We start from the raw sequence: 25,374 nt of genomic DNA, 5'->3' as shown, positions 1-25,374 counted from the left end.
AAGCGCCGCCTGTCACACGGAACTCCTGGAAGAAATGCCCGAAACAATATCTGAAGAGGTATCGCGCCGCCGCACGTTCGCGATCATCGCGCACCCCGACGCCGGCAAGACCACGCTGACCGAAAAGCTGCTTTTGTTCGGCGGCGCCATCCAGCTTGCCGGCGAGGTCAAGGCCAAGAAAGACCGCATCCAGACCCGGTCCGACTGGATGAAGATCGAGCGCGAGCGCGGCATTTCGGTCGTCACCTCGGTGATGACCTTCGAATATGAGGACAATGTCTTCAACCTGCTCGACACGCCCGGCCACGAAGACTTCGCCGACGACACCTATCGCACGCTGTCGGCGGTGGACTCCGCCGTCATGGTCATCGACGCCGCCAAGGGCATCGAGCCGCGCACGCTGAAGCTGTTCGAGGTCTGCCGGCTGCGCGACATCCCGATCATCACCTTCGTCAACAAGATGGACCGCGAGAGCCGCGATCCGTTCGAGATACTCGACGAGATCGAGCAGAAGCTGGCGCTGGACACTGCCCCCGTCACTTGGCCGATCGGCCGCGGCAAGAACTTTTCCGGGACCTATCATTTGGCGCTCAACGCCGTGCGCAAGGGCGATGCGGAGAAAGAACGCACGCCGGTCAACGGTCCCGATTCCAACCGCGTCGCCGGCCTGTTGCCCGAAAACGAGCGCGAGGCCTTCATCGAGGAATTGGAGTTGGCGCGCGAGGCCTGCCGCCCGCTCGACATCGACGCTTTTCGCGAAGGCCATCTGACGCCGGTCTACTTCGGCTCGGCGCTGCGCAATTACGGCGTGCGCGACCTGATCGAAGCGCTCGGCGCCTACGGCCCGCCGCCGCGCGCGCAGGATGCCGATACCCGAACGGTGGAGGCGACCGAGGAGAAGATGACCTCCTTCGTCTTCAAGATACAGGCCAACATGGACCCCAACCATCGCGACCGCATCGCTTTCGTGCGCGTCTGTTCCGGCAAGCTGGAGCGTGGCATGAAGGCCAAGCTCGTTCGCACCGGCAAGCCGATGAGCCTGTCGGCGCCGCAGTTCTTCTTCGCCCGTACCCGTGTCACCGCCGACGAGGCTTTTGCCGGCGACGTTGTCGGCATTCCCAACCACGGCACGCTGCGCATCGGCGACACGCTGACCGAGGGCGAGGAAATCCTGTTTCGCGGCGTGCCGAATTTCGCCCCGGAAATCCTGCGCCGTGTGCGGCTCGGCGACGCTATGAAGGCCAAGAAGCTGAAGGAAGCGCTGCACCAGATGGCCGAGGAAGGCGTCGTGCAGCTGTTCTCGCCCGAGGACGGCTCGCCGGCCATCGTCGGGGTCGTCGGCGCCCTGCAGCTCGACGTGCTCAAGGAGCGGCTGAACTTCGAATACACGCTGCCGGTGGATTTCGAGATGTCGCGCTTCTCGGTTTGCCGCTGGATCTCGGCCGACGACAAGGCGGAGGTGCAGCGCTTCATCGAAGCGCATCGCGGCGATATCGCCCGCGATCTCGACAACGATCCGGTGTTCCTCGCCCAGCACGCCTTCTCGCTGAACTACGAGGCAGAGCGCTGGAAAGCGATCCGCTTCACTGCGGTCAAGGACTATCAGGTCCGCGACAAGGCGGCGTGATTATAGTGAGTAGTCAGTAGTCAGTAGTCAGTAGTCAGTAGTCAGTAGTGAACTCACTACTCACTACTCACTAATTACTACTAATTCATGATCACCCCTTCGCCGCAGCCTCGAGCTTATCGATCTCGATCTTGCCCATCTTCATCATGGCATCCATGACACGGCCGGCTTTGGCCCGGTCGGGGTCCTGAAGCAGGCGCGGCAGCTGTTCCGGCACGACCTGCCAGGAGACACCGAACCTGTCCTTCAGCCAGCCGCAAGGCCCGGGCTCGCCGCCGCCTTCGGTAAGCCGCGTCCAGAAATGATCGACCTCGACTTGCGTTTTGCAGTCGATCGACAGCGAGATCGCCTCGGTGAACTTGTATTGCGGGCCTCCGTTCAGAGCCTGGAAGGTCACGCCGTCGAGCTCGAATGAGGCGACCAGCACATTGCCCTCCTGGGCATGGCCCTTGGGCCAGCGCGTCACGCTCAGCACCTTCGAATTCTTGAAGATGGAGATGTAGTGGTTCATCGCGTCTTCGGCCTGGGTATCGAACCACAGGAAGGTGGTGATCTTCTGCATCGTTTCTCTCCTTTATGCTCTCTTAGGGAAGGGTCAGGCGGCGCCCCTGGCGGCGGTGTCCTGAAGGGAAGCGAGATAGGCATCCAACTTGGCGTAACTGTCAGCCATGCCCGAGGTCATGCCGGTGGCGAGCACGCCGTCGCGCGCCGCTTGCGACGCGTAGAGGATCGTCTGTGTCAGTAGCGTCTTGCCGTCGACCTCGGCGAAGACCACGGTTCCAAGCGCCTCGCCGCCGGTCCAGTCCTCGTCGAACAACTCGCTGGCCACGATCAGGCTCGGCCTCACGATCTCGCGATAGGTGGCGCTCATGCCCATTGCCTGGCCGTCACGATGGCGCCAGACATAGCGCGCCGACCCGCCCACCCGGAGCTCGATCTCGCACACATCCAATCGCCAGCCGTCCGGCCCGTGCAGCCAGCCCTTCAGCAGCTCCGGAACGGTCCAGCAATCGAACACCATCGGGCGCGGCGCGTCGAAGACGCGCGTTACGCGAACCTTGCGATCGCTAGGTGTTGTGACGGTCAGCGTCGCGACGGTTGGGCCTGGCAATCTCGTGGTGCTCATCGAATGTCCTCTTTTGTGCTTGCTTGACCCAAGGACGTCCGGCCAGGCGTCGGTCCGACACGACTGCTGTTTTTCTGATCGGGCCACGCCATAGGCCGGATACGTCCGGCATCGGCTATTGTTCCGCCTCGCCTGGGTTCTTGCTGGCCTGCAGGGCACCCAGCAAGGCATCGAGCCGCTGAAAATTGCCTTCCCAGATCTTGCGATAGCGCTCCAGCCACTCGGTAGCTTCGGCCAGCGGCTTCACTTCGAGCCGGCATGGCCTGCGCTGCGCGTCGCGACCGCGCGAGATCAGCCCCGCATTCTCGAGCACCTTGAGATGTTTCGAGATCGACGGCTGGCTCATCGCGAACGGCTCCGCAAGTTCCATCACCGAGGCCTCCCCATCGGTGAGCCGGGCGAGGATGGCGCGCCGCGTCGGGTCGGAAAGCGCTGCGAAAGTGGTGTCGAGCTGATTCATATTAGATAGCCAGTTGGATATATACCTAAGTGGCTATATTGCAATCGACGCTGCTGGTCAATCAGCTTCTTGGCGCAGCGCAAAACTATGGCAACGCCGGATCATGGTCGCTATAACCGCTGCCGACTAAGATACAGCGCCGTCCGCCACGCTCAGGGCGGACAGCCAGCAAGGACAATCAGATGCCTGCCTATCGTTCCCGCACCACCACCCATGGCCGCAACATGGCCGGCGCCCGTGGCCTGTGGCGCGCCACCGGCATGAAGGATAGTGATTTCGGCAAGCCGATCATCGCGGTGGTCAACTCCTTCACCCAGTTCGTGCCGGGCCATGTGCATCTGAAGGACCTCGGCCAGCTCGTCGCGCGCGAGATCGAGAAGGCCGGCGGCGTTGCCAAGGAATTCAACACCATCGCCGTCGATGACGGCATCGCCATGGGCCATGACGGCATGCTCTATTCGTTGCCGTCGCGCGAGCTGATCGCCGACTCCGTCGAATACATGGTCAACGCGCATTGCGCCGATGCCATGGTCTGCATCTCCAATTGCGACAAGATCACCCCCGGCATGCTGATGGCCTCGCTGCGCCTCAACATCCCGACCGTCTTCGTCTCCGGCGGACCGATGGAGGCCGGCAAGGTGGTGCTGGCCGGCAAGGCGCAGGCGCTCGACCTGGTCGACGCCATGGTCGCGGCCGCCGACGACAAGATCTCCGACGAGGACGTGAAGGTCATCGAGCGTTCGGCCTGCCCGACCTGCGGCTCCTGCTCCGGCATGTTCACCGCCAATTCGATGAACTGCCTGACCGAGGCACTGGGTCTGTCGCTGCCCGGCAACGGTTCGACCTTGGCTACCCATGCCGACCGCAAGCGCCTGTTCGTCGAGGCCGGCCACCTCGCCGTCGATCTCGCCCAGCGCTATTACGAGCAAGACGACGAAAGCGCGTTGCCGCGCAGCATCGCTTCGAAGGGCGCCTTCGAGAACGCCATGACGCTCGACATCGCCATGGGTGGCTCGACCAATACCGTGCTGCACGTCCTTGCGGCCGCGCATGAGGGTGAGGTCGACTTCACCATGGAAGACATCGACCGGCTGTCGCGCAAAGTGCCGGTGCTGTGCAAGGTGGCGCCGGCCAAGTCGGACGTGCACATGGAGGACGTCCACCGCGCCGGCGGCATCATGGCCATCCTCGGCCAGCTCGACGAGGCCGGGCTGATCAATCGCGACCTGCCGACAGTGCATACCGCAACCCTCGGCGAGGCGCTCGACCATTGGGATATTTCGCGCACCTCGGCCGAAAACGTGCGCGACTTCTTCCGCGCCGCGCCTGGCGGTGTTCCGACCCAGGTCGCCTTCAGCCAGGACCGCCGCTGGGACGATCTCGACACGAACCGCGAGACGGGTGTCATCCGCTCGGCAAAGACGCCGTTCTCCAAGGATGGCGGCCTCGCCGTGCTGAAGGGCAATCTGGCGCTCGACGGCTGCATCGTGAAGACGGCCGGCGTCGACGAGTCGATCCTGAAATTCACAGGCCCCGCGCGGGTGTTTGAGAGTCAGGACGCCAGCGTCAAGGCGATCCTCGGCAACGAGATCAAGGCCGGCGACATCGTCGTCATCCGCTATGAGGGGCCGCGCGGTGGCCCTGGCATGCAGGAGATGCTCTATCCGACCAGCTATCTGAAGTCGAAAGGCCTTGGCAAAGCTTGCGCGCTGATCACCGACGGCCGCTTCTCCGGCGGCACGTCGGGTCTGTCGATCGGCCATGTCTCGCCGGAAGCCGCCGAAGGCGGGCTGATCGGCCTCGTCCAGGAAGGCGACACGATCGAGATCGACATCCCCAACCGCAAGATCCATCTAGCGGTCAGCGAGGCCGAGCTCGATGCTCGCCGCAAGGCGATGGCTGCTAAGGGCGCCGACGCCTGGAAGCCGGCGGAAAAGCGCAAGCGCAAGGTGACGACCGCACTGCGCGCTTACGCCGCCTTCGCCACCAGCGCCGACAAAGGCGCGGTGAGGAAAATGCCGGAGTAGGAGCGCTTTCCCTTCTCCCACAAGGGGAGAAGGAAAAGGCGCTACGGCATCAGCTGATATTCATAAAGCTTCTGATAGAGCCCGCCCTGCTTGAGGAGCGTCTTGTGCGGGCCGCTTTCCAGCACCTGGCCCTTTTCCAGCACCACGATTGTGTCGGCCTGGTGCACGGTCGACAGCCGGTGCGCGATCACGATCGTCGTGCGCCCGACGGTCAGCTGCTGCAGCGCATCGCGGAACAGCGCTTCCGATTCGGCGTCGAGCGCGCTGGTCGCCTCGTCGAGCAGCAGGATCTCGGCATTGCGCAGCATGGCGCGCGCGATCGAGATGCGCTGGCGCTGTCCGCCGGACAGTAGGGCGCCGTTCTCGCCGACTTCCGTGTCGTAGCCCTTGGTCATGGCGCTGATGAACTCATGCGCGTTGGCGGCCTTGGCGGCGGCGATCACCTCTTCGTCGGACGCGTCCTCGCGGCCGAGGCGGATGTTGTGCATGACTGTGCCGGCAAACAGGAACGTGTCCTGGCTGACATAGGCGATCTTGCGCCTGAGCGAATCGAGCGTCGCGAAGGAGATGTCCTGGTCGTCGAACGACACCTTGCCGGCCTGCGGGTCATACATGCGCATGATCAGGTTCAGGATCGTCGACTTGCCGCTGCCCGACGGCCCGACCAGCGCCGTCATCTTGCCGGCTGCCAGCGTCAGGTTGAAGTCTTCGAACACCGGCGCGCTTTCCGGATAGGCGAAGCTCACATTGTCGAAGCGGATTTCACCCGGGCCCGCTTGCAGCGGCCTGGCATCGGGTTTTTCGGCGAGCGTCAGCGGCCTGTCGGCGAGCTGGAACATCATGCGCACGCCGACGATGCCCGTCTCGAGCGAGATGCGCACGCGGGCCAGACGCTTTGCCGGCTCATAGGCGAGCAGCAGCGCCGCGATGAAGGCCATGATGTTGCCCGGCATCTGGCCGCCCTGCAACACCAGCAGGCCGCTGACCAGTACGGCGCCGGCAATCGCCAGCCCGGCAAGCGTTTCCATCACCGGGCTGGTGGCCGCTTCCAGCGTGGCGATGTTGTTTGCCCGGGTTTCGACGTCCGACACCGCCTTGTGCATGCGTTTGCGCATCGCGCCTTCGAGATTGAAGGATTTGACGACGCGCACGCCGATCGCCGTTTCCTGCATCACATGCACGATCTGGCCGAGCGAGATGAATTCCATCGCCGCGATCTTGCGGACGCGCTTCAGGATACGGTTGACGCCGTAGATCGCCACCGGCCCGACGACAAAGCAGATCAGCGACAGCGCCGGCTGCTGCCAGACCATGACCCCGACCAGCACCACCAACGTCACCAGGTCGCGCACATAGGAGGTAACGACAAGGTCGAGCACACTGCGCGCGGCCTGCGCATTGTTGGTCATGCGGGCGATCAGCTCGGCCGATGAAGTCGAATGATAGAACTCGATGCCTTGCGCCAGGATGCGATCGTAGATCTTTCGCTGCCGGTCGGCGATGATGGCGTTGCCGACCCGGCTCATGAAATAGGCCTGGACGAAACCGGCGAAGCCCTTGAGCAGGAAGATCGCCGCGACCCCGGCCGCGATCAGGTTGACGCGGTCGAGCCGCTTGAAGATGACGAATTCGTTGGTAATCTCGCGCAGGATCCAGGCGCTGGCGCCCGTCATGGCGGCCACCACAAGCATCGACACTATGGCCGCGCCATAGCCGAATTTATGCTCGTGGAAGGATTCCCTCACCAGCCTCGCGATGAGGCGCTGGTTTTCCGTTGAGCGGAAGAAGCGAAACAACGGCCGATCCTGTGTCTGGCTGCAAGAATTTCGGATTCGCCACGAGGGCGAGAGGCGGCTTATAGAGCGAGTTGCGGCGCGATGGAACCTTTCGGCTGCCGGTGAAAGAAAAGGCTGCGGCAGGCTGTCTTTTCGGCCACGATGAGAACCGATTCTTGAGAAGGGTGGCGACGGATGGATTTCGACCTCATCGTGCGCGGCGGCACGCTGCCCGACGGCAGGATTGCCGATATCGGCATCAGCGGCGGAATCATCCGTGCCATAGAGGCGAACTTGCCGGGCTCCGCGCCGACCGAAATCGATGCGCGCGGCGATCTTGTCTCGCCGCCCTTTGTCGATCCGCATTTCCACATGGACGCCACGCTGTCCTACGGCATCCCGCGCATCAATTCGTCGGGCACGCTGCTCGAAGGCATCGCGCTCTGGGGCGAATTGAAGCCGCTTTTGACGCATGAGGCGGTGCGCGACCGCGCACTCGCCTATTGCGACTGGGCCGTGTCGATGGGCCTGCTCGCCATCCGCTCGCATGTCGACGTCTGCGACGACCGGTTGCTCGCGGTGGAAGCCCTGCTTGATGTCAAGAAAACCGTCGCGCCCTATATCGACCTGCAACTGGTCGCGTTTCCGCAGGACGGCCTCTATCGCTCGCCGACGGCGCTCGAGAACACCATACGCGCGCTCGATATGGGCGTCGACATCGTTGGCGGTATCCCGCATTTCGAGCGCACCATGGCCGACGGCACGCGCTCGGTGACGGAGCTTTGCGAGATCGCGGCCGGGCGCGGCCTGATGGTCGACATGCATTGCGACGAGACGGACGATCCGCTGTCGCGCCATATCGAGCAGCTGGTCTTTGAAACGCAACGGCTCGGCCTGCAGGGCAGGGTGGCCGGCTCGCACCTCACCTCCATGCACTCCATGGACAATTATTACGTCTCGAAGCTTTTGCCGCTGATCGCCGAAGCCGGCGTTTCGGCTATCCCCAATCCGCTGATCAACATCATGCTGCAGGGGCGCCACGACACTTTCCCGAAGCGGCGCGGCCTGACCCGGGTGAAGGAGATGCTGGCGCTCGGCATCCGCGTCGGCTGGGGCCAGGATTGCGTCCTCGACCCCTGGTATTCGCTGGGCACCGCCGACATGCTCGACGTCGCCTTCATGGGCCTGCACGTCGCCCAGATGTCGAGCGCGGCCGACATGGCGCGCTGCTTCGACATGGTGACCAACGTCAACGCCGCCATCATGGGCCTCGATCATCTTGGCCTGGCGGCGGGCAAGCGGGCGAGCCTCGTCGTGCTCGATGCCGGCAATGCGATCGAGGCCATGCGCCTGCGCCCCGAACGTCTCTGCGTCATCGCCAGGGGCAAGGTCGTGGCCGAGCGGACCAGGCAGGAGACCAGGATTTCGATCGCGGGAAGGCCGGCGCAGGTCAACCGGCGTCACAAGTCCAGCTAGACCCAGCCGATTTCCGCCGCTGGTCTTACCGATTGTCCTAATTTCCCTCGTCAAACCGGCTGCTTGCGTCTAGGGAGCCGGCATGGCCCAATCCCTTGCGCGCAATTTCACGATCAGGAACGTGTTGCTCGCCGGCATCCTGTTGATGCTGGCCGGCGATTTCATGTTCGCACTGAACGACGCGATGGGCAAATGGCTGGTCACCTCCTTCTCCGTCGGCCAAGTGGTGCTGATCCGGTCGATCGGTGCCTTCATCGTGCTCGGTCCGATGATCGCCAACCAGGGCACGGCCAGGCTGTTTCACATGGAACGGCCGCTGCTGCAGTTTTTGCGCGTGGTGGCGACCACCGCGGATACCGGATTGTTCTACGCTGCTGTCGTCTACCTGCCGCTTGCCGATGTGATGAGCTTCTACATGGCCGGCCCGATCTATGTCGCGGCGCTGTCGCACCTGCTGCTTGGCGAAAAGGTTGGCTGGCGCCGCTGGTTGGCGATTCTGGTCGGCTTCTGCGGCGTGCTGATCATCCTGAAACCGTCCTCGGCGGCCTTCTCGCTGTCCTCGGCCTTCGCGCTCATCGGCAGCGTCGCCTTCGCCTTCGCCATCATCCTGAACCGGCGTTTGCGCGGTACCAGCGACACCACTTTGGTCACCTGGCAGACGATCGGCACGCTGCTGGTCGGCGGCGCGCTGACCATCGGCGCCTGGCGGACGCCGTCCGCCCTCGATTTCGGCGCCATGCTTTTGCTGGGAATCGTCTCCTGTGCCGCGCATCTGATGATCACCAGGGCGCTGAAGCTGGCGCCGGCCTCGACGCTGGCGCCGCTGCACTACAGCCTGCTTCTGTGGGCGGTCGTCTTCGGCCTGGCCTTCTTCGGCGACGTGCCGAGCTCGCGCATCCTGGTAGGCTCGGCGATTGTCGTGCTTGCCGGCCTGTTCATCTTCCACCGTCAGAAGGTGGTGGAGACCGTGGTGCCGCCGGAGAACGTGCCGAAGGGCGTGAACTAGGGCAATTCCAGGAAAAGTGCATAGCGGTTTTCTATCCAGAATTGCGTGAAAACAAAAAATCGGCTCAGCTTTCCGGTGCCTAACCCGCGCGCACGGCCGCAAGGTAGCGTGAAAATTCCGCCGTCTCCATCAGTGCCTTGCAGCGGGCGAAGCGGCCGTCGGCATAGGCGCGGAAATCGTCGACCGGATTGTCGCTTGCGAGCTGGATCAGGCCCCACAGCGTCCATAAGAGGTCGCACATCGCCTTGTAGATGACGACGCGGCCGCGTTCGGCCGGTCGCGCCTCGCCACCGAAATAGGCCCGCATCAGTTCCTCGTCCTGGCCTGTATCGAACTTGCCCTCGACCGAGAGGTCGCCGAGATCCCACAGCGGATCGTTCATGCCGGAATATTCCCAGTCGACGATCCACATCCGCTCGCCCGTATCGAGGAAGTTTTCGCACAGCGGATCGCAATGGCAGGCGGCAAGCTGGATAGGGTGCGCGGCAAGGGCGGCGCGCACCGCGCCTGCCTCGCGCACCACGTCGTGATAGCCGGCGGGCAGCGCCACGTCCTTGGTCGACAAAACCTTGAGATAGTCGTCGATCATCGCGAACAGTTCGAAGCGGAAGGGAAACACCGCGTCGGAGGAATGCAGTTTTCGGAAGGCCTGGGCCGCCCGCGCCGGACTGCCCGGCCTTGCCTTGAATTTCTGAGGCGACATCGTCTCGGCGCCGGCGATGAAACGCGTCGCCATCCAGCCGGTTACAGGATCGGCATAAATCACTTCGGGACTGACGCCGGCCTTGGCCGCTTCGCGCGCCGCAACCGCCTCGTTGGCGCGGTTGATATATTCTTCCGTGCCCTTTCCGGGAATGCGCAGGCAGACTTCCCCGGCCCGGTAGACCATGTTGGTCAGGCCGCCGAGCCGTTCCAGCGGTCCATCATAGTCTGCCAGCACCGGAACAGCCGCCAGCGCCGCCCGCAGCTCGTCGGTCATGTCGTGTCCCCCTTCACGCCATTGTTGTCGTTCTGACGGTTCCACAATTTTAGCTGCTTGGCTATCATCCGTTGAACGAGAATCGGGCGTCGGGAGCGGCAATGGCAGACGGCAAGCACAACAGCGCGCTGGGCGCCGCTTATGCGGCGAAGCGGCCGGAGGAAGTCGCCGCGATCTATGACAGCTGGGCGGGCACCTACGACGCCGATATGTCGGCGGCCGGCTATCGCCATCCGACGATCTGCCTGGCGCTGCTTGCCCGGCACCTGCCGCGCGGCGCCGAACCCCTGCTCGACGCCGGCGCCGGCACGGGCCTGATCGGCGAATGGCTCGCCATCACCGGCTACCCGCAGGTCGAGGCGCTCGACATCTCGCAAGGCATGCTGGACAAGGCTGGCGCCAAGGGCGTCTACACGGCGCTGCATCGCCTGGCGATGGGCGACACACTGCCCTTCGCCGACGGCGCCTATGCAGGGATTATTTCGGCAGGCGTCTTCACCTCCGGCCATGTCGGGGTCGAGGGCCTGGATGAGTTGATCCGCATTTGCCGTTCCGGTGGCGTCATCGTGCTGACGGTCAAGAACACGCTTTGGTATGCCGGCTTCGCCGAGCGCATCGCCGCGCTTGAAGCGCGGGGCACGCTGGTGCGTGTCGAGGAAACATCGCCCTATGCCTCGATGCCCGGCGAAACCGATACCGTGCCAAGCAGAGGGCTTGTGCTGCGCGTCAGCTGACCGTGGATCAGGCCTTTATCTTCGTCCCGGCCGGGTCGTACATCGGTTCGAGATGGATCCTGGCCGGCGTGCGCTCCATCGCCACCACAAGCTCATAATCGCCCGAGACGAGGAAATCGTCGCTGACGCCGTCGGCATTGCGCACATAGCCGTAGCCGATGTTCTTGCCCACCATGTAGCCGTAGCCGCCGCTGGCGAGGTAGCCGACGGGCTCGCCATTGCGCAGGATCGTCTCGCGTCCGACCAGCACGGCCTCCGGGGCGTCCACAGTGAAGCCGGCAAAGCGTTTCGCCAGCGGGTTGCCGCTCGCTTTCTCCAGCGCTTTGCGTCCGACGAAGTCGGTGTTCTTGCGAAGCTTCACCGCCCAGCCGAGCCCCGCCTCCAGCGGCGTGTCGTTCGGTGTGATGTCGGAACCCCAGGCGCGATAGCCCTTCTCCAATCGGAGCGATTCCAACGCCCGGTAGCCGACCGGGCGAATGTCATGTGCCTTGCCCGCCGCCATCAGCGCATCGAAAACCTCGCCGGTGGCGGCGATCGGCACATGCAGTTCCCAGCCGAGCTCGCCGGCATAGGTGACGCGCAACGCCTTTACGGTGTGGCCGGCAATTGCGATCTCGCGCGCATGGCCGAAGGGGAAGGCGGCGTTCGAGACATCGGCGTCCGTCACCGTCGCCAGCACGTCGCGGGCGCGTGGGCCCATCAGCGACAGCGTGCCGTACTCTTCCGTGACGTCCTTCAGCCTCGCATCGAGGCCGGGGCCGATATGATCGCCGATCCAGGACAGATCATGCGTGCGGAAGCCGGTGCCGGTGACGATATAGAACCGGTCCTCGCCGAGCCGCGACACGGTGAGGTCCGCCTCGATGCCGCCGCGCGTGTTGAGAAGCTGCGTGTAGGTAAGCCGCCCGACCGGCTTGTTGACGTCGTTGGCGCATACCCAATCGAGCGCCTTCAGCGCATCGGCGCCGGCCAGCTCATATTTGGCGAAGGAGGACTGGTCGAAGATGCCGACCTTTTCGCGCACATGCCGGTGCTCGTCGCCGACCGGGCCGAACCAGTTCTGCCGGCCCATCGAATAGACGTCTTCGGCGGTTGTGCCGTCGGGCGCGAACCAGTTCGGCCGTTCCCAGCCAAGCTTGGAGCCGAACACCGCTCGGTGCGTCTTCAGCCGTTCGTAGAGTGGCGAGACGATGCGCGGCCGGCCGGAGAGATACTCCTCATGCGGGAAGCCGATCGTGTAGTGCTTGCCATAGGCTTCCAGCGTGCGGTCGCGGACCCAGTCGCGGTCGCGATGCAGGCCGGAGAAGCGTCGGATGTCGACCACCCACAAATCGAGCGGCGCCTCGCCGTCGACCACCCATTGCGCCAGCACCCAGCCGGCGCCGCCGCCGGACGCGATGCCGAAGGCGTTGAAGCCGGCGCCGACGAACATGTTGGCGCATTCGGGCGCGATGCCGAGGATGAAATTGCCGTCCGGTGTGAAACTTTCCGGCCCGTTGATCATCTGCTTGACGCCGGCGGTTTCCAAGGCGGGAACTCGCGCGATCGCCTGGGTCATATGCTGCTCGAAATGATCGTAGTCGTCGTCGAACAGGCGGAATTCCCACTCGTTCGGGACATCGCCGCCAGGAAGTCCAGTCGTCCAGGCCTGCGGATCGGGCTCATAGCCGCCCATCACCAGTCCGCCGACCTCTTCCTTGAAATAGGTGCGGCGGTCGGGGTCGCGGATCGTCGGCGCGTCGGTGGCGAGGCCTTCGATCTTCTCGGTGACGATGTACTGGTGCTTCACCGGCTGCAGCGGCACATTGATGCCGGCCATAGCGCCGACCTGTCTTGCCCATTGCCCAGCGCAGTTCACCACCTTGTCGCAGGCGATGTCGCCTTTTTTTGTCTTCACTGCCGTGATGCGGCCGTCCTTCATCTCGAAGCCGGTGACGCGCACGTCCTCGAACAGTCTTGCGCCGTGCATGCGCGCGCCCCTGGCGAGCGACTGGGCGATGTCGGAGGGGCTTGCCTGTCCGTCGGTCGGCAGCCACGAGGCGCCGACCAGATCGCCGGTCTCCATCAGTGGCCACATGCGCTTCACTTCCGTCGGCGACAGAAGCTGCATGTCCATGCCGAAGCTCTTGGCCGTCGTCGCCAGCCGTTTGAACTCGGTCCAGCGGTCGGCGTTCGTCGCCAGCCGCAGACAGCCGGTCATCTTCCAGCCGGTCGCCAGGCCAGTCTCGGCCTCGAGGCCCTTGTAGAGTTCGACCGAATATTTGAGCACGCGCGTGATCGAGGCCGACGAGCGCAACTGCCCGACCAACCCGGCCGCGTGCCAGGTCGAGCCCGAGGTCAGCTTGCCCTGTTCGAGCAGCGCCACATTGGCCTTGTGGTCGCGCGCCAGATGATAGGCTGTGGAACAGCCGATGATGCCGCCGCCGATGACGACGATTTCGGCATGGCTGGGCAGGGTCATGATTTTGGTCCGTATTTCGTCCGGTAGTTCTCCAGCGCCGCATCGAGTCGCACGAGGTTCTCCTCGGTATAGGCGACATAGTCGATGCCGGGCGCGTCGAGATAGAGCTCGGAGACCATGCTCCACATCGCCTCGCGCAGCAGCGAGGCGCATTGCATGGCGGCATGCGAGCGGCGGATTTCGTTGTCCGGTTCCTTCATGAAATACGCGGTCATGAAGGCGAAGGACTCGTCGTTGCTCATGCCGGCATTGGAGGAGACCCCGGCGAGGTCGAACATCGCCGTATTGAAGCCGGCATATTCGAAGTCGATCAGCCACAATCGCTTGCCGTCGTCGAGGATATTAGCCGGCAAAAGATCGTTGTGGCCGAAGACGATCGGCAAGAGCTTCTGCGCCCGCTCGAGCTCATTCGCGAGCGAAAGATAACGCGGCAACTGGTCCTTCTTGCGGCTGCCGCCTTCGTCCAGCGTGCGCGCGTAGTCGCGGATGACGTGGAACACCCAGAACATGAAGCCGGCGCCGGAGACATAGTTCGGCATCTCGCGATGGAACGAGCGCAGCAGCGTAGCCACGCGGCCGAGATTGGCGCGTACGTCCTCGGCGACAAAGGTCCTTGCGCCGAGAAACTCCGTCACCAATATGCCCGGCTCGGAATAATGCACGGCCGGCGCCAGGCCCGCGGCATGCGCGGCCCGCGCCGTCATCACCTCGCGCTCGCGAAAGACATGGTGGAACGGGAAGTCCTGGCCGAAACGCACGACGTGCCGCCCGGCGGCGTCGGTGACGACATAGTTGGCGTTGCTGAGGCCGCCCGGCAGCGGCTCGATCTCGATGCCGCCGCTCCAGCACGGCAGGGCGCGGATACGGTCTTCGGCACTCACGGTTTCGCTCCGGCTTCAGCCGGTCCTCCGGAAAACAACGGCAGGAAAAAACAAAAAAGTCTCGTCGGTGCGAGACGCCAGGATCGGTATCCCGCACCGCACCGACGAGCCCCTTGGCCAGGTTTAGTATCCCGGCATCCGCCCCCGCGGATTCGATAAAAGCTCGCGTCTGGCTGATTCCAGACGGTCTGGTTACCAGGTTGCGGCTCTGCCATCACACTCCCATAGCAGTTCCGAGCCTGTCACTTGTGTTCACTCTCATGCTGGTGTGGCCGCGCTGTCAATTAAAAGCTGTGACCTTTTTTGGGTGTTTTGCCCGAAAATATAAGCAACTCCTTTCAAAGCGTTGTCAAAGCCTTAAATTCGGTCAAAATCCGCGGACATCCACATGATCCATTCGAAACGGCATGGCGAAATCCTGCGGCTCCTCAACGAGCAAGGCACGATCACCATAGCCAGCCTCGCCGAACGGCTGGGCGTGTCGCTGGAAACGGTGCGGCGCGACGTCAAGCCGCTCGCCGATGACGGCTCCGTGCTGAAGATGCACGGCGCCGTAGGCCTTGCCTCGATGGGCGAGGCGCCGTTCGAGCGGCGCATGCGCGAGAATGCCGAAGCCAAGCGCCTGATCGCCAAAATGGTCGCGGCCACCATCCGCGATGGCGAGGCGATCATGCTCGACACCGGCACGACCACGTCCTTCCTGGCGCGAGAGCTGCTGGGGCACCGCCGGCTGACGGTGGTCACCAATTCCTCCGACATCGCCCGCACGCTGGCGACGGTGAACGGCAACAAGGTCTATATGGCGGGCGGCGAGCTGCGCAGCGATTCAGGCGCGGCTTTCGGCATTTCGGCAATCGAGTTCGTCAGCCGATTTTCGGTCGATCACGCGGTGATCTCGATCGGCGCCGTCGATGCCGCCGCCGGCCTGACCGACTACGACCTGGACGAGGCGGAATTCGCCCGCATGGTGCTGTCGCGCGGCCAGCGCTCCCTGGTCATCACCGATCATACCAAGTTCGGCCGCCAGGGCCTGGTCCGGGTCTGCGGCTTCGACGGTTTTTCCGAACTTGTCACCGACCGGCCGCCGCCGCGCGACGTCGCCGCCGCGCTGAGTGAGGCCGGCGCGCGCTTGACCATTGCGACGGCCTGACCCAAGAAACAAGAAGCTAGCCGAAAACCAGCGACTGATGCGCCGCGACCCGGCCATGGCGCCGCCGGATACCGCGAAGGCGATATTGTGCATGAGGCGCGCCATCTGCCGATCGCCGCCGGCGCCTTGCGGCTTCCGGCTGTGCCTTTCGCTTTAGCCACCCTGCTTGGCGCAATGCTGTGGAACGCCGGCTTCCTTCTCGCCGGCTATGCGATGCGCGGCGGCGTCCACGATCTGCCCACGGTGGCGTTTCGCATCATGGCCATCGTGCTGGCGCTGGAAGTCGCGTTTCTCGTTGCGCTGCGCTCACACTGGCGTCGCGTCAGACCGGCAGGAGGATAAAAGCCGCCGGCGCAAGTCGGCTGCGCCGGCTTTCTTTCCCGCGCGCGCCGGTGTTTAGTCCGGCCATGGCTTTCACCATCCGCCAATTGCAGTTCTTCGTCGCCGTCGCCGAGCAGGGCACCGTGTCGGGCGCCGCGCAAAACCTGTCGATCTCGCAGTCCTCGGTCACCGAGGCAATCAAGGAACTGGAGAGCGATCTCGGCGTCGAGCTCTTCGAGCGGCATCCGCGTGGGCTGAACATCACCCATAAGGGCCACCAGTTCTTGCGCCACGCGACCAAGATCCTGGCCGATGTCTCTGACGCGCGCCGTTCCTTCTCCAGCGAACTGGCCGTGGCCGGCGGCCGCCTGCAGCTCGGCGTCACCTCGCTGGTCGCCGGCTATGTGCTGTCCGATCTCCTCGCCCGCTACCGCCGCGGCTATCCGGGCGTCGAGGTCTCGGCCATCGAGGACAATGGCGACTATCTCGAGCACCTTCTGGTCGGCGGCAAGCTCGATATCGCCGTCATGGTCACGTCGAACCTTCGCGACCGCACCGCGCTGCAGTCGGAAATCCTCGAAGTCTCGGCCTATCGCTTGTGGATCCCGCTCAGCCACAGGCTCGCCAGCGCCGACATCATCGGCATCGGCGATATCGCGTCCGAGCCGCTGATCATGCTCACCGTCGACGAGATCGAGGAGAACACCGGCAAGTTGCTGTCGGCGATCGGCGCCAGGCCGCATGTCGCCTTCCGCACCCGCTCGGTCGAGGCCGTGCGCAGCCTGGTCGCCACGGGCGCTGGCGTGGCGCTCCTGCCCGACCTCGTCTACCGACCCTGGTCGCTGGAAGGCGACCGCATCGAATCCCGCGACATTTCCGGCTCGCTGCCGGTGGTTCAGGTCGGCATGGTCTGGCGCCGCGGCTCCAGTCTGCCGCAGTCGGCGCGTGATTTCATCGGCCTCGCGCAATCGCAGCGCATGGTCCGCCAGCGGCTTTGATATCTATCGGAAAAACCGATATCGGCTTTCTGATAAATGAATTTGCGAAACCGGATTTTTCACAGCAATTTCACCCAGGGACCGAAGCCGCGCCGACAGAGCGCTGCCGTCAGGGCAAAGTGAGCCCTGACATTTTGAGTTTGCGCATGATCCTTTCCGAAAACCGGAGCGGTTTCGGGGTCATGCGCCAAAATGGGAGATCGACGATGAATGCATTCCTGAAGTCGTGCACGGCATTGACTGTGGCGCTGACCTTTACGGGTCAGGCGATGGCCCAGGTCAAGGAACTCGGCAAGGGCGAGGGCGAGGTCAACATCGTCGCCTGGCCGGGCTATATCGAGCGCGGCGAAACCGACAAGGGTTATGACTGGGTGACCGCCTTCGAGAAGGAAAGCGGCTGCAAGGTCAACGTCAAGACCGCCAACACCTCGGACGAGATGGTCTCGCTGATGAACGAGGGCGGCTTCGACCTGGTCACGGCTTCGGGCGATGCTTCGCTGCGCCTCGTCGCCGGCAAGCGCGTGCAGCCGATCAACACCGATCTCATCCCGAGCTGGAAGACTGTTGACGACCGCCTGAAGGACGCGCCCTGGTTCACCGTCGACAAGGTGCATTACGGCGTTCCCTATCAGTGGGGCCCGAACATCCTGATGTACAACACCGACGTCTTCAAGGACGCGCCCAAGAGCTGGAACGTCGTCTTCGAGGAAATGAAGCTGCCCGACGGCAAGTCGAACAAGGGCCGCGTCCAGGCCTATGATGGCCCGATCCACATTGCCGACGCCGCCAATTATCTGATGTTCCACAAGCCGGAACTCGGCATCAAGGACCCCTACGAGCTCAACGAGGACCAGTACAAGGCGGCGCTCGATCTCTTGCGCACGCAGCGCACGCTGGTCGGCCGCTACTGGCATGATGCCGCGATCCAGGTCGACGACTTCCAGAACGAGGGCGTCGTCGCTTCCGGCTCGTGGCCTTATCAGGTGAACACGCTGGTCGCCGCCAAGAAGCCGGTCGCTTCGACCGTGCCGGAAGAAGGCGTCACCGGCTGGGCCGACACCACCATGATGGAAGCCGACGCCACGCATCCGAACTGCGCCTATATGTGGCTCGAGCATTCCTTGTCGCCAAAGGTCCAGGGCGACGTCTCGGCCTGGTTCGGCTCGCTGCCGGTGGTGCCCGCCGCCTGCAAGGGCAATGAGCTTCTGACCGACGAAGGCTGCAAGACCAACGGCTACGACAATTTCGACAAGATCAAGTTCTGGAAGACGCCGGTGACCAAATGCGCCAGCCAGAACAACCAGTGCGTGCCCTATTACCGCTGGGTGTCGGACTATATCGGCGTCATCGGCGGCCGGTGATTTGCCTTAACCTCCCCCTTGTGGGGAGGGTCGACGCATAGCGTCGGGACCCCCGCCCGCGGCTTCGCCGCGACCTCCCCCAAGGGGGAGGTAGGGCGGCGTGCGAAACTCGCCTTCCTCAGATCCGGCAACAGATAGACAGGCCCATGACCTCTGCCGTTTCCTTCAAACAAGTCTCGCGCCATTTCGGCAGCGTGCGCGCCGTCGACGCGGTCGATCTCGACATCGCGGCGGGCGAGTTCTTCGCCATGCTCGGGCCGTCCGGTTCCGGCAAGACGACGTGCCTCAGGTTGATCGCCGGCTTCGAGCAGCCGACGGCCGGATCGATCTCGATCTTCGGCGAGCGCGCCGAAGGCGTTCCGCCCTATCGCCGCAACGTCAACACCGTCTTCCAGGACTATGCGCTGTTCCCGCATCTCAACGTGCTCGACAACGTCGCCTATGGCCTGATGGTCAAGGGCGTCGGCAAGGCCGAACGGCTGAAAGCGGCGGAGGAGGCGCTGTCGCTGGTGCGTCTGCCGGGCTATGGCACGCGTCGCCCCGGCCAGCTCTCCGGCGGCCAGCGCCAGCGCGTCGCGCTCGCCCGCGCGCTGGTCAACCAGCCCAAGGTGCTGCTGCTCGACGAGCCGCTCGGCGCGCTCGACCTCAAGCTGCGCGAGAACATGCAGGAGGAACTGAAGTCGCTGCAGAAGGCGCTCGGCATTACCTTCGTCTTCGTCACTCATGACCAGGGCGAGGCGCTTTCCATGGCCGACCGGGTCGCCGTCTTCAACGACGGCAAGATCATGCAGGTCGGCACGCCGGAGGACATCTACCAGCGCCCGAACACGCGCTTCGTCGCCGATTTCGTCGGCTCGTCCAACGTGCTGCCGCCGGATTTCGTCCAGCGCTATTCCGGCCAGCACCGCTGGGGGAGCCTCAGACCTGAATCCATCCGTGTTGCGCGCGAGGCGAATGGCGACGGCGTTGCCGCGCGGCTTGTCGGGACCAATTATCTCGGCGCGACGACGAGGCTGGCGCTCGATGCCGATGGGTTGACGCTGCACGCGGTTGTGCCGGCGGGTACCGCCCTGCCCGTCGAGGGTGAGACCGTCATGCTCACCTTCAATCGCGAGAGCCTGCATCTGATGGATGAACAGGCATGACGAAGGCTTGCGCGCGGCGCCCCCCTCTGTCCTGCCGGACATCTCCCCCTCAAGGGGGGAGATTGGCTGTCGCTGGCCTCTTCAATCTCCAACGCTGCAGAGCTGGCGAGGCAGACAAGCTGCTGATCTCCCCCCTAGAGGGGGAGATGTCCGGCAGGACAGAGGGGGGCGCGAAGGATCGCGGCCTTTCCCATGAGCTGCGCGAAGACAGAGCGGCCTCATGACCATCGCCGCGCTCAACTCCAATCCCGCCCCCGCCATTCTGCCGGGCAGCGGCGGCATACGTGGCGCGCTCTCCGATCTCTTCTGGCGGCGCCCGAAATTCCTGCTGTTCCTGATGCTGCTGCCGCCGGTGCTGTGGCTCGGCATCGTCTATATCGGCTCGCTGTTCGCGCTCTTGGCGCAGAGCTTCTTCTCGATCGACGAGTTTTCCGGCCTCATCAATCGCCAGTTCACGCTGAAGACCTATGGCGACCTCTTCCAGGCCGCCAACCTCGACATCATCCTGCGCACGGTGACGATGGCGGCGCTCGTCACACTCGCCTCGGCGATCGTGGCCTTCCCCATCGCCTATTACGCGGCGCGCTACGCACGCGGGCGCTGGAAGGCGCTGTTCTATCTCGGCGTCATGCTGCCGCTGTGGTCGAGCTACCTGGTCAAGATCTACGCCTGGAAGCTGATCCTGGCCAAGGAAGGCATCCTCACCTGGCTGCTCGCCAAGCTCAACCTGCTTTGGTTGCTCGACGCCTGGCTGTCGCTGCCGATCGTCGGCGGCAACTCGCTGTCCGTCTCCTTCACCGGCACTTTCATCGTCTTCGTCTATGTCTGGCTGCCGTTCATGATCCTCCCCGTTCAGGCAGCACTCGAGCGCGTGCCCAGCAACCTGGTCGAGGCCTCGTCCGATCTCGGCGCCTCGCCCGGCCAGACCTTCCGCAACGTGCTGTTCCCGCTGGCGCTGCCAGGCATCGTCGCCGGCTCGATCTTCACCTTCTCGCTGACGCTGGGCGACTACATCATCCCGCAGATCATCGGTACATCGCGCCTGTTCATCGGCCAGGCCGTCTACTCGCAGCAGGGCACCGCCGGCAATATCCCTTTGGCCGCCGCCTTCACCGTGGTGCCCATCGTCATCATGGGCTTCTACCTCTGGGGCGCCAAGCGCATGGGGGCCTTCGATGCGCTCTGACCGCGGCCAACGTGCTCCGCTCGGTCTGAAGATCGCCGCCGCCTGCGGCCTGCTCTTCCTGCATCTGCCGATCCTGCTGATCTTCGTCTATGCCTTCACCACGGAGGAGAAGAGTTTCGTCTGGCCGCCGCCCGGGCTGACCACGCAATGGTTCGCCGTCACCTGGAACCGCCCGGACGTCTGGGAGGCGCTGTCGTTGTCGGTGCGCGTCGCCGCGATCTCGACGGCGATCGCGCTGGTGCTCGGCACGCTCTGCGCCGCTGCCGTCTCGCAGACCCGCTTCTTCGGCCGCGAGGCCATCTCGCTGCTGGTCATCCTGCCGATCGCGCTGCCCGGCATCATCACCGGTATTGCGCTGCGCTCAGCCTTCGCGCTCGCTGACATCCCGTTCTCTTTCTGGACGATCGTGCTCGGCCACGCCACCTTCTGCGTGGTCGTCGTCTACAACAACGCCGTCGCCCGTTTCCGCCGCACGTCCGGCTCGATGATCGAGGCCTCGATGGATCTCGGCGCCGATGGTTTTCAGACCTTCCGGCATGTCGTGCTGCCCAACATCGCAACCGCGCTTCTCGCCGGCGGCATGCTCGCTTTCGCGCTGTCCTTCGACGAGGTCATCGTCACCACCTTCACCGCCGGCCAGCAGCAGACGGTGCCGATCTGGATGCTGGAGGAACTGATCCGCCCGCGCCAGCGCCCGGTCACCAATGTCGTGGCCATGGTCGTCGTGCTGGTGACGCTGCTGCCGATCCTCTTTGCCTATTACCTGACCCGCGACGGCGACCAGATCGCGGGGAGTGGGAAATGAAAACAGCGAATAGGGAGTAGCGAATAGCGAATAGGGGAGATCGACACTCAAACCCTATTCGCTACTCCCTGCTCACTATTCGCTCCTGTTCAGGGAGAATCCAATGGACACTCAGATGCTGATCGGCTCGAAATTCGAGAAGGGCACCGAGACCGAGGAGCCTATCCTCAATCCGAAGACCGGGGCGACGATCCTCAACCTGCCGGAAGCGAGCCCGGCGCAGATCGAGGCGGCTGTCAGTGCCGCCGAACAAGGGTTCGTCGGTTGGTCGCGCACGACGCCGGCGCAGCGCTCGGGCTATCTGTTGAAGATTGCCGACCGCATCGAGGCCGAGGCCAAGGAGTTCGCGGCGCTCGAGGCGCTGAATTGCGGCAAGCCGATCAACGCGGTGCTCAACGACGAGATCCCGGCGATCATCGACTGCTACCGGTTCTTCGCCGGCGCGGTGCGGTCGATGCCCGGCCAGGTCGCCGGCGAATATATTCCGGGCCACACCTCGATGGTGCGGCGCGACCCGATCGGCATCGTCGCCTCGATCGCGCCCTGGAACTATCCGCTGATGATGATGGCCTGGAAGCTGGCGCCGGCGATCGGCGGCGGCAACACGGTTGTCTTCAAGCCGTCGGAGCAGACGCCGCTGACCGCGCTGAAGCTGGCGAAAATTCTCGCCGAGGTGCTGCCCGAGGGCGTCGTCAATGTCGTGCTCGGCCGTGGCGACAGCGTCGGAAACACGCTGATCAACCACCCCAAGGTCAACATGATCTCGATCACCGGCGACGTCGCCACCGGCAAAAAGGTGCTGCAGGCGGCCGCCAAGTCGGTCAAGCGCACCCATCTGGAACTCGGCGGCAAGGCGCCGGTCATCGTCTTCGACGACGCCGACCTCGGCGCCGTGGTCAACGGATTGCGTGCCTTCGGCTATTACAATGCCGGTCAGGACTGCACCGCCGCCTGCCGCATCTATGCCGGCAAGAAGATCTACGACAAGCTCGTCGCCGATCTCTCGTCGGCGGTCTCGACCATCAAGTACAATCAGCCGGACGATACCGAGAACGAGATCGGACCGTTGATCTCGCGCCGCCAGCGCGACCGCGTGTCGAGCTTCGTCGAACGCGCCTCGGAACTGAAGCACATCGAGATCACCACCGGCGGCAAGCCGGGCGAGGGCTCCGGCTTCTATTATCAGCCGACGGTCGTCGCCGGCGCGCTGCAGGAGGACGAGATCGTGCGCCGCGAAGTCTTCGGCCCGGTCGTCTCGATAACCCGCTTCTCGGAAGTCGACGAAGCTGTGAACTGGGCGAATGACAGCGATTACGGCCTTGCCTCGTCGGTCTGGACCAGGGACGTCTCGCGCGCCATGGCGACGGCCGCCCGCCTGCAATATGGCTGCACCTGGATCAACACGCACTTCATGTTGACCAACGAGATGCCGCATGGCGGCCTCAAGCAGTCCGGCTACGGCAAGGACATGTCGCTCTACGCGCTGGAGGATTACACGGCCGTTCGCCACGTGATGGTGGCGCACGGGTAGCGCCATTTGAAAGGACGCAAGCATTCAACCAAGGAGGAACAAAGCCATGCATCGCCGCCAGTTTCTGACATCCGTGGCCATCGCCGCCACACTATTGGCCATAGCGCCAACCTTCGCCGCCGATACCGCGCAATCGGTGGTCGAAGCCTATGTCGCCGCCTGGAATGCGCATGACTCAGCCAAGGCCGCCGGCTACTTCGCCGACGACGTCACCTATTATGACGCTTCGGTCGGCAAACCGGTCACGGGCAGGGAGGCCGCAAAGACCGGCGTCATCGACAACTTCCTGAAGGCTGTTCCCGACGCGGTGTGGACGATGAAGGGCAAGCCGGTGGTCGAGGGCGACCGCGTTTCCTTCGAATGGGAGTTTTCCGGAACCAACACTGGAGCCTGGGCCGATGGCACGGCCGCGACCGGCAAGAAGTTCTCCTTCACCGGCGCCTCCATGTTCTCCATCAAGGACGGCAAGATCGCGACGCAGAGCGACTATTACGACGCGCTCGGCTTCTACAAACAGCTTGGCCTGATGTAACCACAGGTTCACTTCTCCCCGTAAACGCCGTTCACGGGGAGAAGTGACCCAAAGGATCGATGACAGGCACCGCTCTTGACAGGGAGACGACGGCCGAAGCGGCACCAGCAGCCGGCAGCTATGCGGCTGTCCTGCCCTGCTCCGCCGATATCGCGGGCTTGATGTTCTGGTTGACCCGGAAGAGGTTGAATGGGTCATAGGTCCGCTTCACCTGGCTCAGCCGCTCGTAATTCGCGCCATAGCTCGCCCGCACGCGCGCTTCGCCTTCGTCGTCCATCATGAAATTCACGTAGCCGCCCTCGCCGTTGTGGGGATGGATGCTCGCCCAGTAGGTCTTCGCCCACGCGGTGAGGTCGGCGGCCTTAGCCGGATCGGGATCGATGGCGGCGATGACCATCGACCAGCTTGCGTCGCGCGCGTTCCAGGCAGTCTCGTCCTTGCCGACGCGGCGCACCGCGCCGTCGATCGGGTAAAGATGCATGAGAGACAATTCGCTGGGCGCCTGCGCGGCCTGCGCGATATGGGTCGCGATGGCTTCGTCCGGAAGCGACTTGACGAAATCGCCCTTCCAATACCATTGCAGGCCCTTCGGAAGCAGCGGGTCGAACAGCGCCTGCAACGCCGGGTATGGCATTACGCCCATCCAGTTGAAGATCGGCGGCGGCAAGTTGTCCAGCAGCGGCGCCATGGCCTTGCGCCCGTCTTCCTCCGTGCCGTTGTAGCAGGAGATGATGGCGCAGGCGCGCTTGCCCCAATATTCGCGCGGGAAGGGATCGGTCGAGGGTACGGACTTCAGGCCGACAAAGGCACCGAGATCTTCCGGCGCCTCCGGCAGGTAGTCGCGATAAACCTGCATGACGGCCTGAGCATCCTTGGCCTCCCAGAATACCGGGCCGCCGAAGATCATGTTCACGGGATGGGCCTGGAACAGGAAGCTTGTCACGACGCCGAAATTGCCGCCGCCGCCCCGCAGCGCCCAGAACAGGTCGGGATTCTCGCTTTTGCCGGCCCTCACCACGCTGCCATCGGCCAGCACCAGATCGGCCTCGAGTAGATTGTCGATGGTAAGACCGTATCTGCGCGTGAGATAGCCCGTCCCTCCACCAAGGGTGAGGCCGGCGACGCCGGTGGTCGAAACGATGCCGAACGGAACGGCGAGCGCGAAGGGATGGGTGGCGTGGTCCACGTCACCCGAGGTGCAGCCGGGCGCGACCCTCACGGTGCGCGTTTTCGGGTCGACATGGATCCCCTTCATCGCCGACAGGTCGATGACGAGGCCGTTGTCGCAAATCCCCAACCCGGCGCCGTTATGCCCTCCACCGCGCACGGCGATCAGGAGATCGTTGTCGCGCGCATATTTTACAGCGGTGATCACGTCGGCGACATCGGCGCAGCGCGCAATCAGCAGCGGGCGCTTGTCGATCATGCCGTTGTAGATCTTGCGGGCCTCGTCATATCCGTTTTCGTCACGCAGGATCAGCTCCCCGCGCAAGCCTTCACGCAGTTTTGCATGGGTTTCGTCGGTCATCGGTTTTCTCCCTTGATTGCGCCAGCGCCATGCGGCGCGGACGCCACGCATTTGTTGCTTCGTTTTATGCCGCCCTATCGGACGGTGCGTTGGATGGTGCAGAGGAAAAGCACATTGCACCAAACCGGTCTCGGCTGCTTCGCCCGAAAGGGCCAGTGGGACATGGCCCGGGAGAGCCATGGCCGGAAGCTGCCGCGGCCGTGCGGGATGCATGACCCTCGCCCTTGGGGCCGAAGGCATGATGAAGGCGGCCGCGGCTGCGGCC

22 protein-coding genes are annotated in these 25,374 nt (G+C 63.9%); 14 read left to right on the top strand and 8 right to left on the bottom strand.

What is annotated here, in order from left to right; genetic code table 11:
• Positions 1-34: 34 nt before the first annotated feature.
• Entirely contained in the window at positions 35-1,627 is a 1,593-nt protein-coding gene (locus RFM68_RS30635; RefSeq protein ID WP_320236714.1) for a peptide chain release factor 3, read from the top strand.
• Between the two features lie 91 nt (positions 1,628-1,718).
• Here the strand turns inward: RFM68_RS30635 and RFM68_RS30630 are convergent, their stop codons facing one another.
• The 3 genes from RFM68_RS30630 to RFM68_RS30620 form a co-directional block, all read right to left on the bottom strand.
• On the bottom strand, positions 1,719-2,189 hold the full coding sequence (locus tag RFM68_RS30630; protein WP_320236713.1) for a VOC family protein: 471 nt from the start codon (positions 2,187-2,189) through the stop codon (positions 1,719-1,721).
• 33 nt (positions 2,190-2,222) lie between these two features.
• The gene (locus RFM68_RS30625; RefSeq protein WP_320236712.1) at positions 2,223-2,753 is read right to left on the bottom strand and encodes an SRPBCC family protein; all 531 of its coding nucleotides are present in this window, start codon (positions 2,751-2,753) and stop codon (positions 2,223-2,225) included.
• Between the two features lie 115 nt (positions 2,754-2,868).
• A complete protein-coding gene (locus tag RFM68_RS30620) occupies positions 2,869-3,213 on the bottom strand; it encodes an ArsR/SmtB family transcription factor (protein ID WP_320236711.1) in 345 nt (114 codons plus the stop codon).
• A gap of 182 nt (positions 3,214-3,395) precedes the next feature.
• Between RFM68_RS30620 and ilvD the strand changes: the two genes are divergently transcribed.
• Entirely contained in the window at positions 3,396-5,240 is a 1,845-nt protein-coding gene (gene ilvD, locus RFM68_RS30615; RefSeq protein ID WP_320236710.1) for a dihydroxy-acid dehydratase, read from the top strand.
• Between the two features lie 41 nt (positions 5,241-5,281).
• Here the strand turns inward: ilvD and RFM68_RS30610 are convergent, their stop codons facing one another.
• The gene (locus RFM68_RS30610) at positions 5,282-7,036 is read right to left on the bottom strand and encodes an ABC transporter ATP-binding protein (RefSeq protein WP_320236709.1); all 1,755 of its coding nucleotides are present in this window, start codon (positions 7,034-7,036) and stop codon (positions 5,282-5,284) included.
• 174 nt (positions 7,037-7,210) lie between these two features.
• Here RFM68_RS30610 and RFM68_RS30605 point away from each other — a divergent pair, with 174 nt between their 5' ends.
• Both RFM68_RS30605 and RFM68_RS30600 read left to right on the top strand, forming a co-directional pair.
• On the top strand, positions 7,211-8,491 hold the full coding sequence (locus tag RFM68_RS30605; protein WP_320236708.1) for an amidohydrolase family protein: 1,281 nt from the start codon (positions 7,211-7,213) through the stop codon (positions 8,489-8,491).
• Positions 8,492-8,573: 82 nt separating this feature from the next.
• Complete coding sequence (locus tag RFM68_RS30600; protein WP_320236707.1) at positions 8,574-9,497, top strand: DMT family transporter; 924 nt, start codon at positions 8,574-8,576, stop codon at positions 9,495-9,497.
• A 79-nt stretch (positions 9,498-9,576) separates the two neighbouring features.
• On the opposite strand, the gene RFM68_RS30595 is transcribed toward RFM68_RS30600, so the two are convergent.
• A complete protein-coding gene (locus RFM68_RS30595) occupies positions 9,577-10,476 on the bottom strand; it encodes a phosphotransferase (RefSeq protein ID WP_320236706.1) in 900 nt (299 codons plus the stop codon).
• A gap of 101 nt (positions 10,477-10,577) precedes the next feature.
• Here RFM68_RS30595 and RFM68_RS30590 point away from each other — a divergent pair, with 101 nt between their 5' ends.
• Positions 10,578-11,210 (top strand): class I SAM-dependent DNA methyltransferase, encoded by a 633-nt coding sequence (locus RFM68_RS30590; protein WP_320236705.1) that lies wholly within the window; start codon positions 10,578-10,580, stop codon positions 11,208-11,210.
• A gap of 7 nt (positions 11,211-11,217) precedes the next feature.
• On the opposite strand, the gene RFM68_RS30585 is transcribed toward RFM68_RS30590, so the two are convergent.
• Together RFM68_RS30585 and RFM68_RS30580 are read right to left on the bottom strand one after the other, a co-directional pair.
• The gene (locus RFM68_RS30585; RefSeq protein ID WP_320236704.1) at positions 11,218-13,671 is read right to left on the bottom strand and encodes a GcvT family protein; all 2,454 of its coding nucleotides are present in this window, start codon (positions 13,669-13,671) and stop codon (positions 11,218-11,220) included.
• Positions 13,668-14,552: a phosphotransferase gene (locus tag RFM68_RS30580; protein WP_320236703.1), complete on the bottom strand. Its 885-nt coding sequence runs from the start codon at positions 14,550-14,552 to the stop codon at positions 13,668-13,670. Before RFM68_RS30580 ends, RFM68_RS30585 begins: the two co-directional genes overlap by 4 nt.
• A 388-nt stretch (positions 14,553-14,940) precedes the next feature.
• Here RFM68_RS30580 and RFM68_RS30575 point away from each other — a divergent pair, with 388 nt between their 5' ends.
• The 9 genes from RFM68_RS30575 to RFM68_RS30535 all read left to right on the top strand — a co-directional run bounded on the left by RFM68_RS30575 (position 14,941) and on the right by RFM68_RS30535 (position 23,581).
• Positions 14,941-15,702 carry a DeoR/GlpR family DNA-binding transcription regulator gene (locus RFM68_RS30575; protein ID WP_320236702.1) on the top strand — a complete coding sequence of 254 codons (762 nt, stop codon included), beginning with the start codon at positions 14,941-14,943 and terminating at the stop codon, positions 15,700-15,702.
• Between the two features lie 87 nt (positions 15,703-15,789).
• The gene (locus RFM68_RS30570; protein WP_320236701.1) at positions 15,790-16,044 is read left to right on the top strand and encodes a hypothetical protein; all 255 of its coding nucleotides are present in this window, start codon (positions 15,790-15,792) and stop codon (positions 16,042-16,044) included.
• Positions 16,045-16,109: 65 nt separating this feature from the next.
• Positions 16,110-17,021 carry a LysR family transcriptional regulator gene (locus tag RFM68_RS30565; protein WP_320236700.1) on the top strand — a complete coding sequence of 304 codons (912 nt, stop codon included), beginning with the start codon at positions 16,110-16,112 and terminating at the stop codon, positions 17,019-17,021.
• Positions 17,022-17,227: 206 nt separating this feature from the next.
• On the top strand, positions 17,228-18,382 hold the full coding sequence (locus RFM68_RS30560; RefSeq protein ID WP_320236699.1) for an ABC transporter substrate-binding protein: 1,155 nt from the start codon (positions 17,228-17,230) through the stop codon (positions 18,380-18,382).
• A 146-nt stretch (positions 18,383-18,528) separates the two neighbouring features.
• Complete coding sequence (locus RFM68_RS30555) at positions 18,529-19,527, top strand: ABC transporter ATP-binding protein (RefSeq protein WP_320236698.1); 999 nt, start codon at positions 18,529-18,531, stop codon at positions 19,525-19,527.
• 220 nt (positions 19,528-19,747) lie between these two features.
• Positions 19,748-20,713 carry an ABC transporter permease gene (locus tag RFM68_RS30550; RefSeq protein ID WP_320236697.1) on the top strand — a complete coding sequence of 322 codons (966 nt, stop codon included), beginning with the start codon at positions 19,748-19,750 and terminating at the stop codon, positions 20,711-20,713.
• A complete protein-coding gene (locus tag RFM68_RS30545; protein WP_320236696.1) occupies positions 20,703-21,518 on the top strand; it encodes an ABC transporter permease in 816 nt (271 codons plus the stop codon). The genes RFM68_RS30550 and RFM68_RS30545 overlap by 11 nt, the downstream gene beginning before the upstream one ends.
• Positions 21,519-21,621: 103 nt before the next feature.
• Positions 21,622-23,049, top strand: a complete 1,428-nt coding sequence (locus tag RFM68_RS30540; protein ID WP_320236695.1) for a gamma-aminobutyraldehyde dehydrogenase — start codon at positions 21,622-21,624, stop codon at positions 23,047-23,049.
• 46 nt (positions 23,050-23,095) lie between these two features.
• Positions 23,096-23,581, top strand: a complete 486-nt coding sequence (locus tag RFM68_RS30535) for an ester cyclase (protein ID WP_320236694.1) — start codon at positions 23,096-23,098, stop codon at positions 23,579-23,581.
• Between the two features lie 118 nt (positions 23,582-23,699).
• Here RFM68_RS30535 and RFM68_RS30530 read toward each other — a convergent pair whose 3' ends face one another.
• A complete protein-coding gene (locus RFM68_RS30530; protein ID WP_320236693.1) occupies positions 23,700-25,109 on the bottom strand; it encodes an FAD-binding oxidoreductase in 1,410 nt (469 codons plus the stop codon).
• Positions 25,110-25,374 lie beyond the last annotated feature (265 nt).

The sequence above is a fragment of the Mesorhizobium montanum genome (assembly GCF_033977145.1).
GTDB lineage: Bacteria > Pseudomonadota > Alphaproteobacteria > Rhizobiales > Rhizobiaceae > Mesorhizobium > Mesorhizobium montanum.
The sequence above is the reverse complement of the archived record's forward strand: the minus strand, read 5'-3'. Positions and strand labels throughout refer to the sequence as shown.

What these genes read in the sequence shown, in the direction of transcription:
- RFM68_RS30635 (WP_320236714.1), top strand. Translation starts at nt 35, where the DNA reads ATGCCCGAAACAATATCTGAAGAGGTATCGCGCCGCCGCACGTTCGCG.
- RFM68_RS30630 (WP_320236713.1), bottom strand. Translation starts at nt 2,189, where the DNA reads ATGCAGAAGATCACCACCTTCCTGTGGTTCGATACCCAGGCCGAAGAC.
- RFM68_RS30625 (WP_320236712.1), bottom strand. Translation starts at nt 2,753, where the DNA reads ATGAGCACCACGAGATTGCCAGGCCCAACCGTCGCGACGCTGACCGTC.
- RFM68_RS30620 (WP_320236711.1), bottom strand. Translation starts at nt 3,213, where the DNA reads ATGAATCAGCTCGACACCACTTTCGCAGCGCTTTCCGACCCGACGCGG.
- ilvD (WP_320236710.1), top strand. Translation starts at nt 3,396, where the DNA reads ATGCCTGCCTATCGTTCCCGCACCACCACCCATGGCCGCAACATGGCC.
- RFM68_RS30605 (WP_320236708.1), top strand. Translation starts at nt 7,211, where the DNA reads ATGGATTTCGACCTCATCGTGCGCGGCGGCACGCTGCCCGACGGCAGG.
- RFM68_RS30600 (WP_320236707.1), top strand. Translation starts at nt 8,574, where the DNA reads ATGGCCCAATCCCTTGCGCGCAATTTCACGATCAGGAACGTGTTGCTC.
- RFM68_RS30595 (WP_320236706.1), bottom strand. Translation starts at nt 10,476, where the DNA reads ATGACCGACGAGCTGCGGGCGGCGCTGGCGGCTGTTCCGGTGCTGGCA.
- RFM68_RS30590 (WP_320236705.1), top strand. Translation starts at nt 10,578, where the DNA reads ATGGCAGACGGCAAGCACAACAGCGCGCTGGGCGCCGCTTATGCGGCG.
- RFM68_RS30585 (WP_320236704.1), bottom strand. Translation starts at nt 13,671, where the DNA reads ATGACCCTGCCCAGCCATGCCGAAATCGTCGTCATCGGCGGCGGCATC.
- RFM68_RS30575 (WP_320236702.1), top strand. Translation starts at nt 14,941, where the DNA reads ATGATCCATTCGAAACGGCATGGCGAAATCCTGCGGCTCCTCAACGAG.
- RFM68_RS30565 (WP_320236700.1), top strand. Translation starts at nt 16,110, where the DNA reads ATGGCTTTCACCATCCGCCAATTGCAGTTCTTCGTCGCCGTCGCCGAG.
- RFM68_RS30560 (WP_320236699.1), top strand. Translation starts at nt 17,228, where the DNA reads ATGAATGCATTCCTGAAGTCGTGCACGGCATTGACTGTGGCGCTGACC.
- RFM68_RS30555 (WP_320236698.1), top strand. Translation starts at nt 18,529, where the DNA reads ATGACCTCTGCCGTTTCCTTCAAACAAGTCTCGCGCCATTTCGGCAGC.
- RFM68_RS30550 (WP_320236697.1), top strand. Translation starts at nt 19,748, where the DNA reads ATGACCATCGCCGCGCTCAACTCCAATCCCGCCCCCGCCATTCTGCCG.
- RFM68_RS30545 (WP_320236696.1), top strand. Translation starts at nt 20,703, where the DNA reads ATGCGCTCTGACCGCGGCCAACGTGCTCCGCTCGGTCTGAAGATCGCC.
- RFM68_RS30540 (WP_320236695.1), top strand. Translation starts at nt 21,622, where the DNA reads ATGGACACTCAGATGCTGATCGGCTCGAAATTCGAGAAGGGCACCGAG.
- RFM68_RS30535 (WP_320236694.1), top strand. Translation starts at nt 23,096, where the DNA reads ATGCATCGCCGCCAGTTTCTGACATCCGTGGCCATCGCCGCCACACTA.
- RFM68_RS30530 (WP_320236693.1), bottom strand. Translation starts at nt 25,109, where the DNA reads ATGACCGACGAAACCCATGCAAAACTGCGTGAAGGCTTGCGCGGGGAG.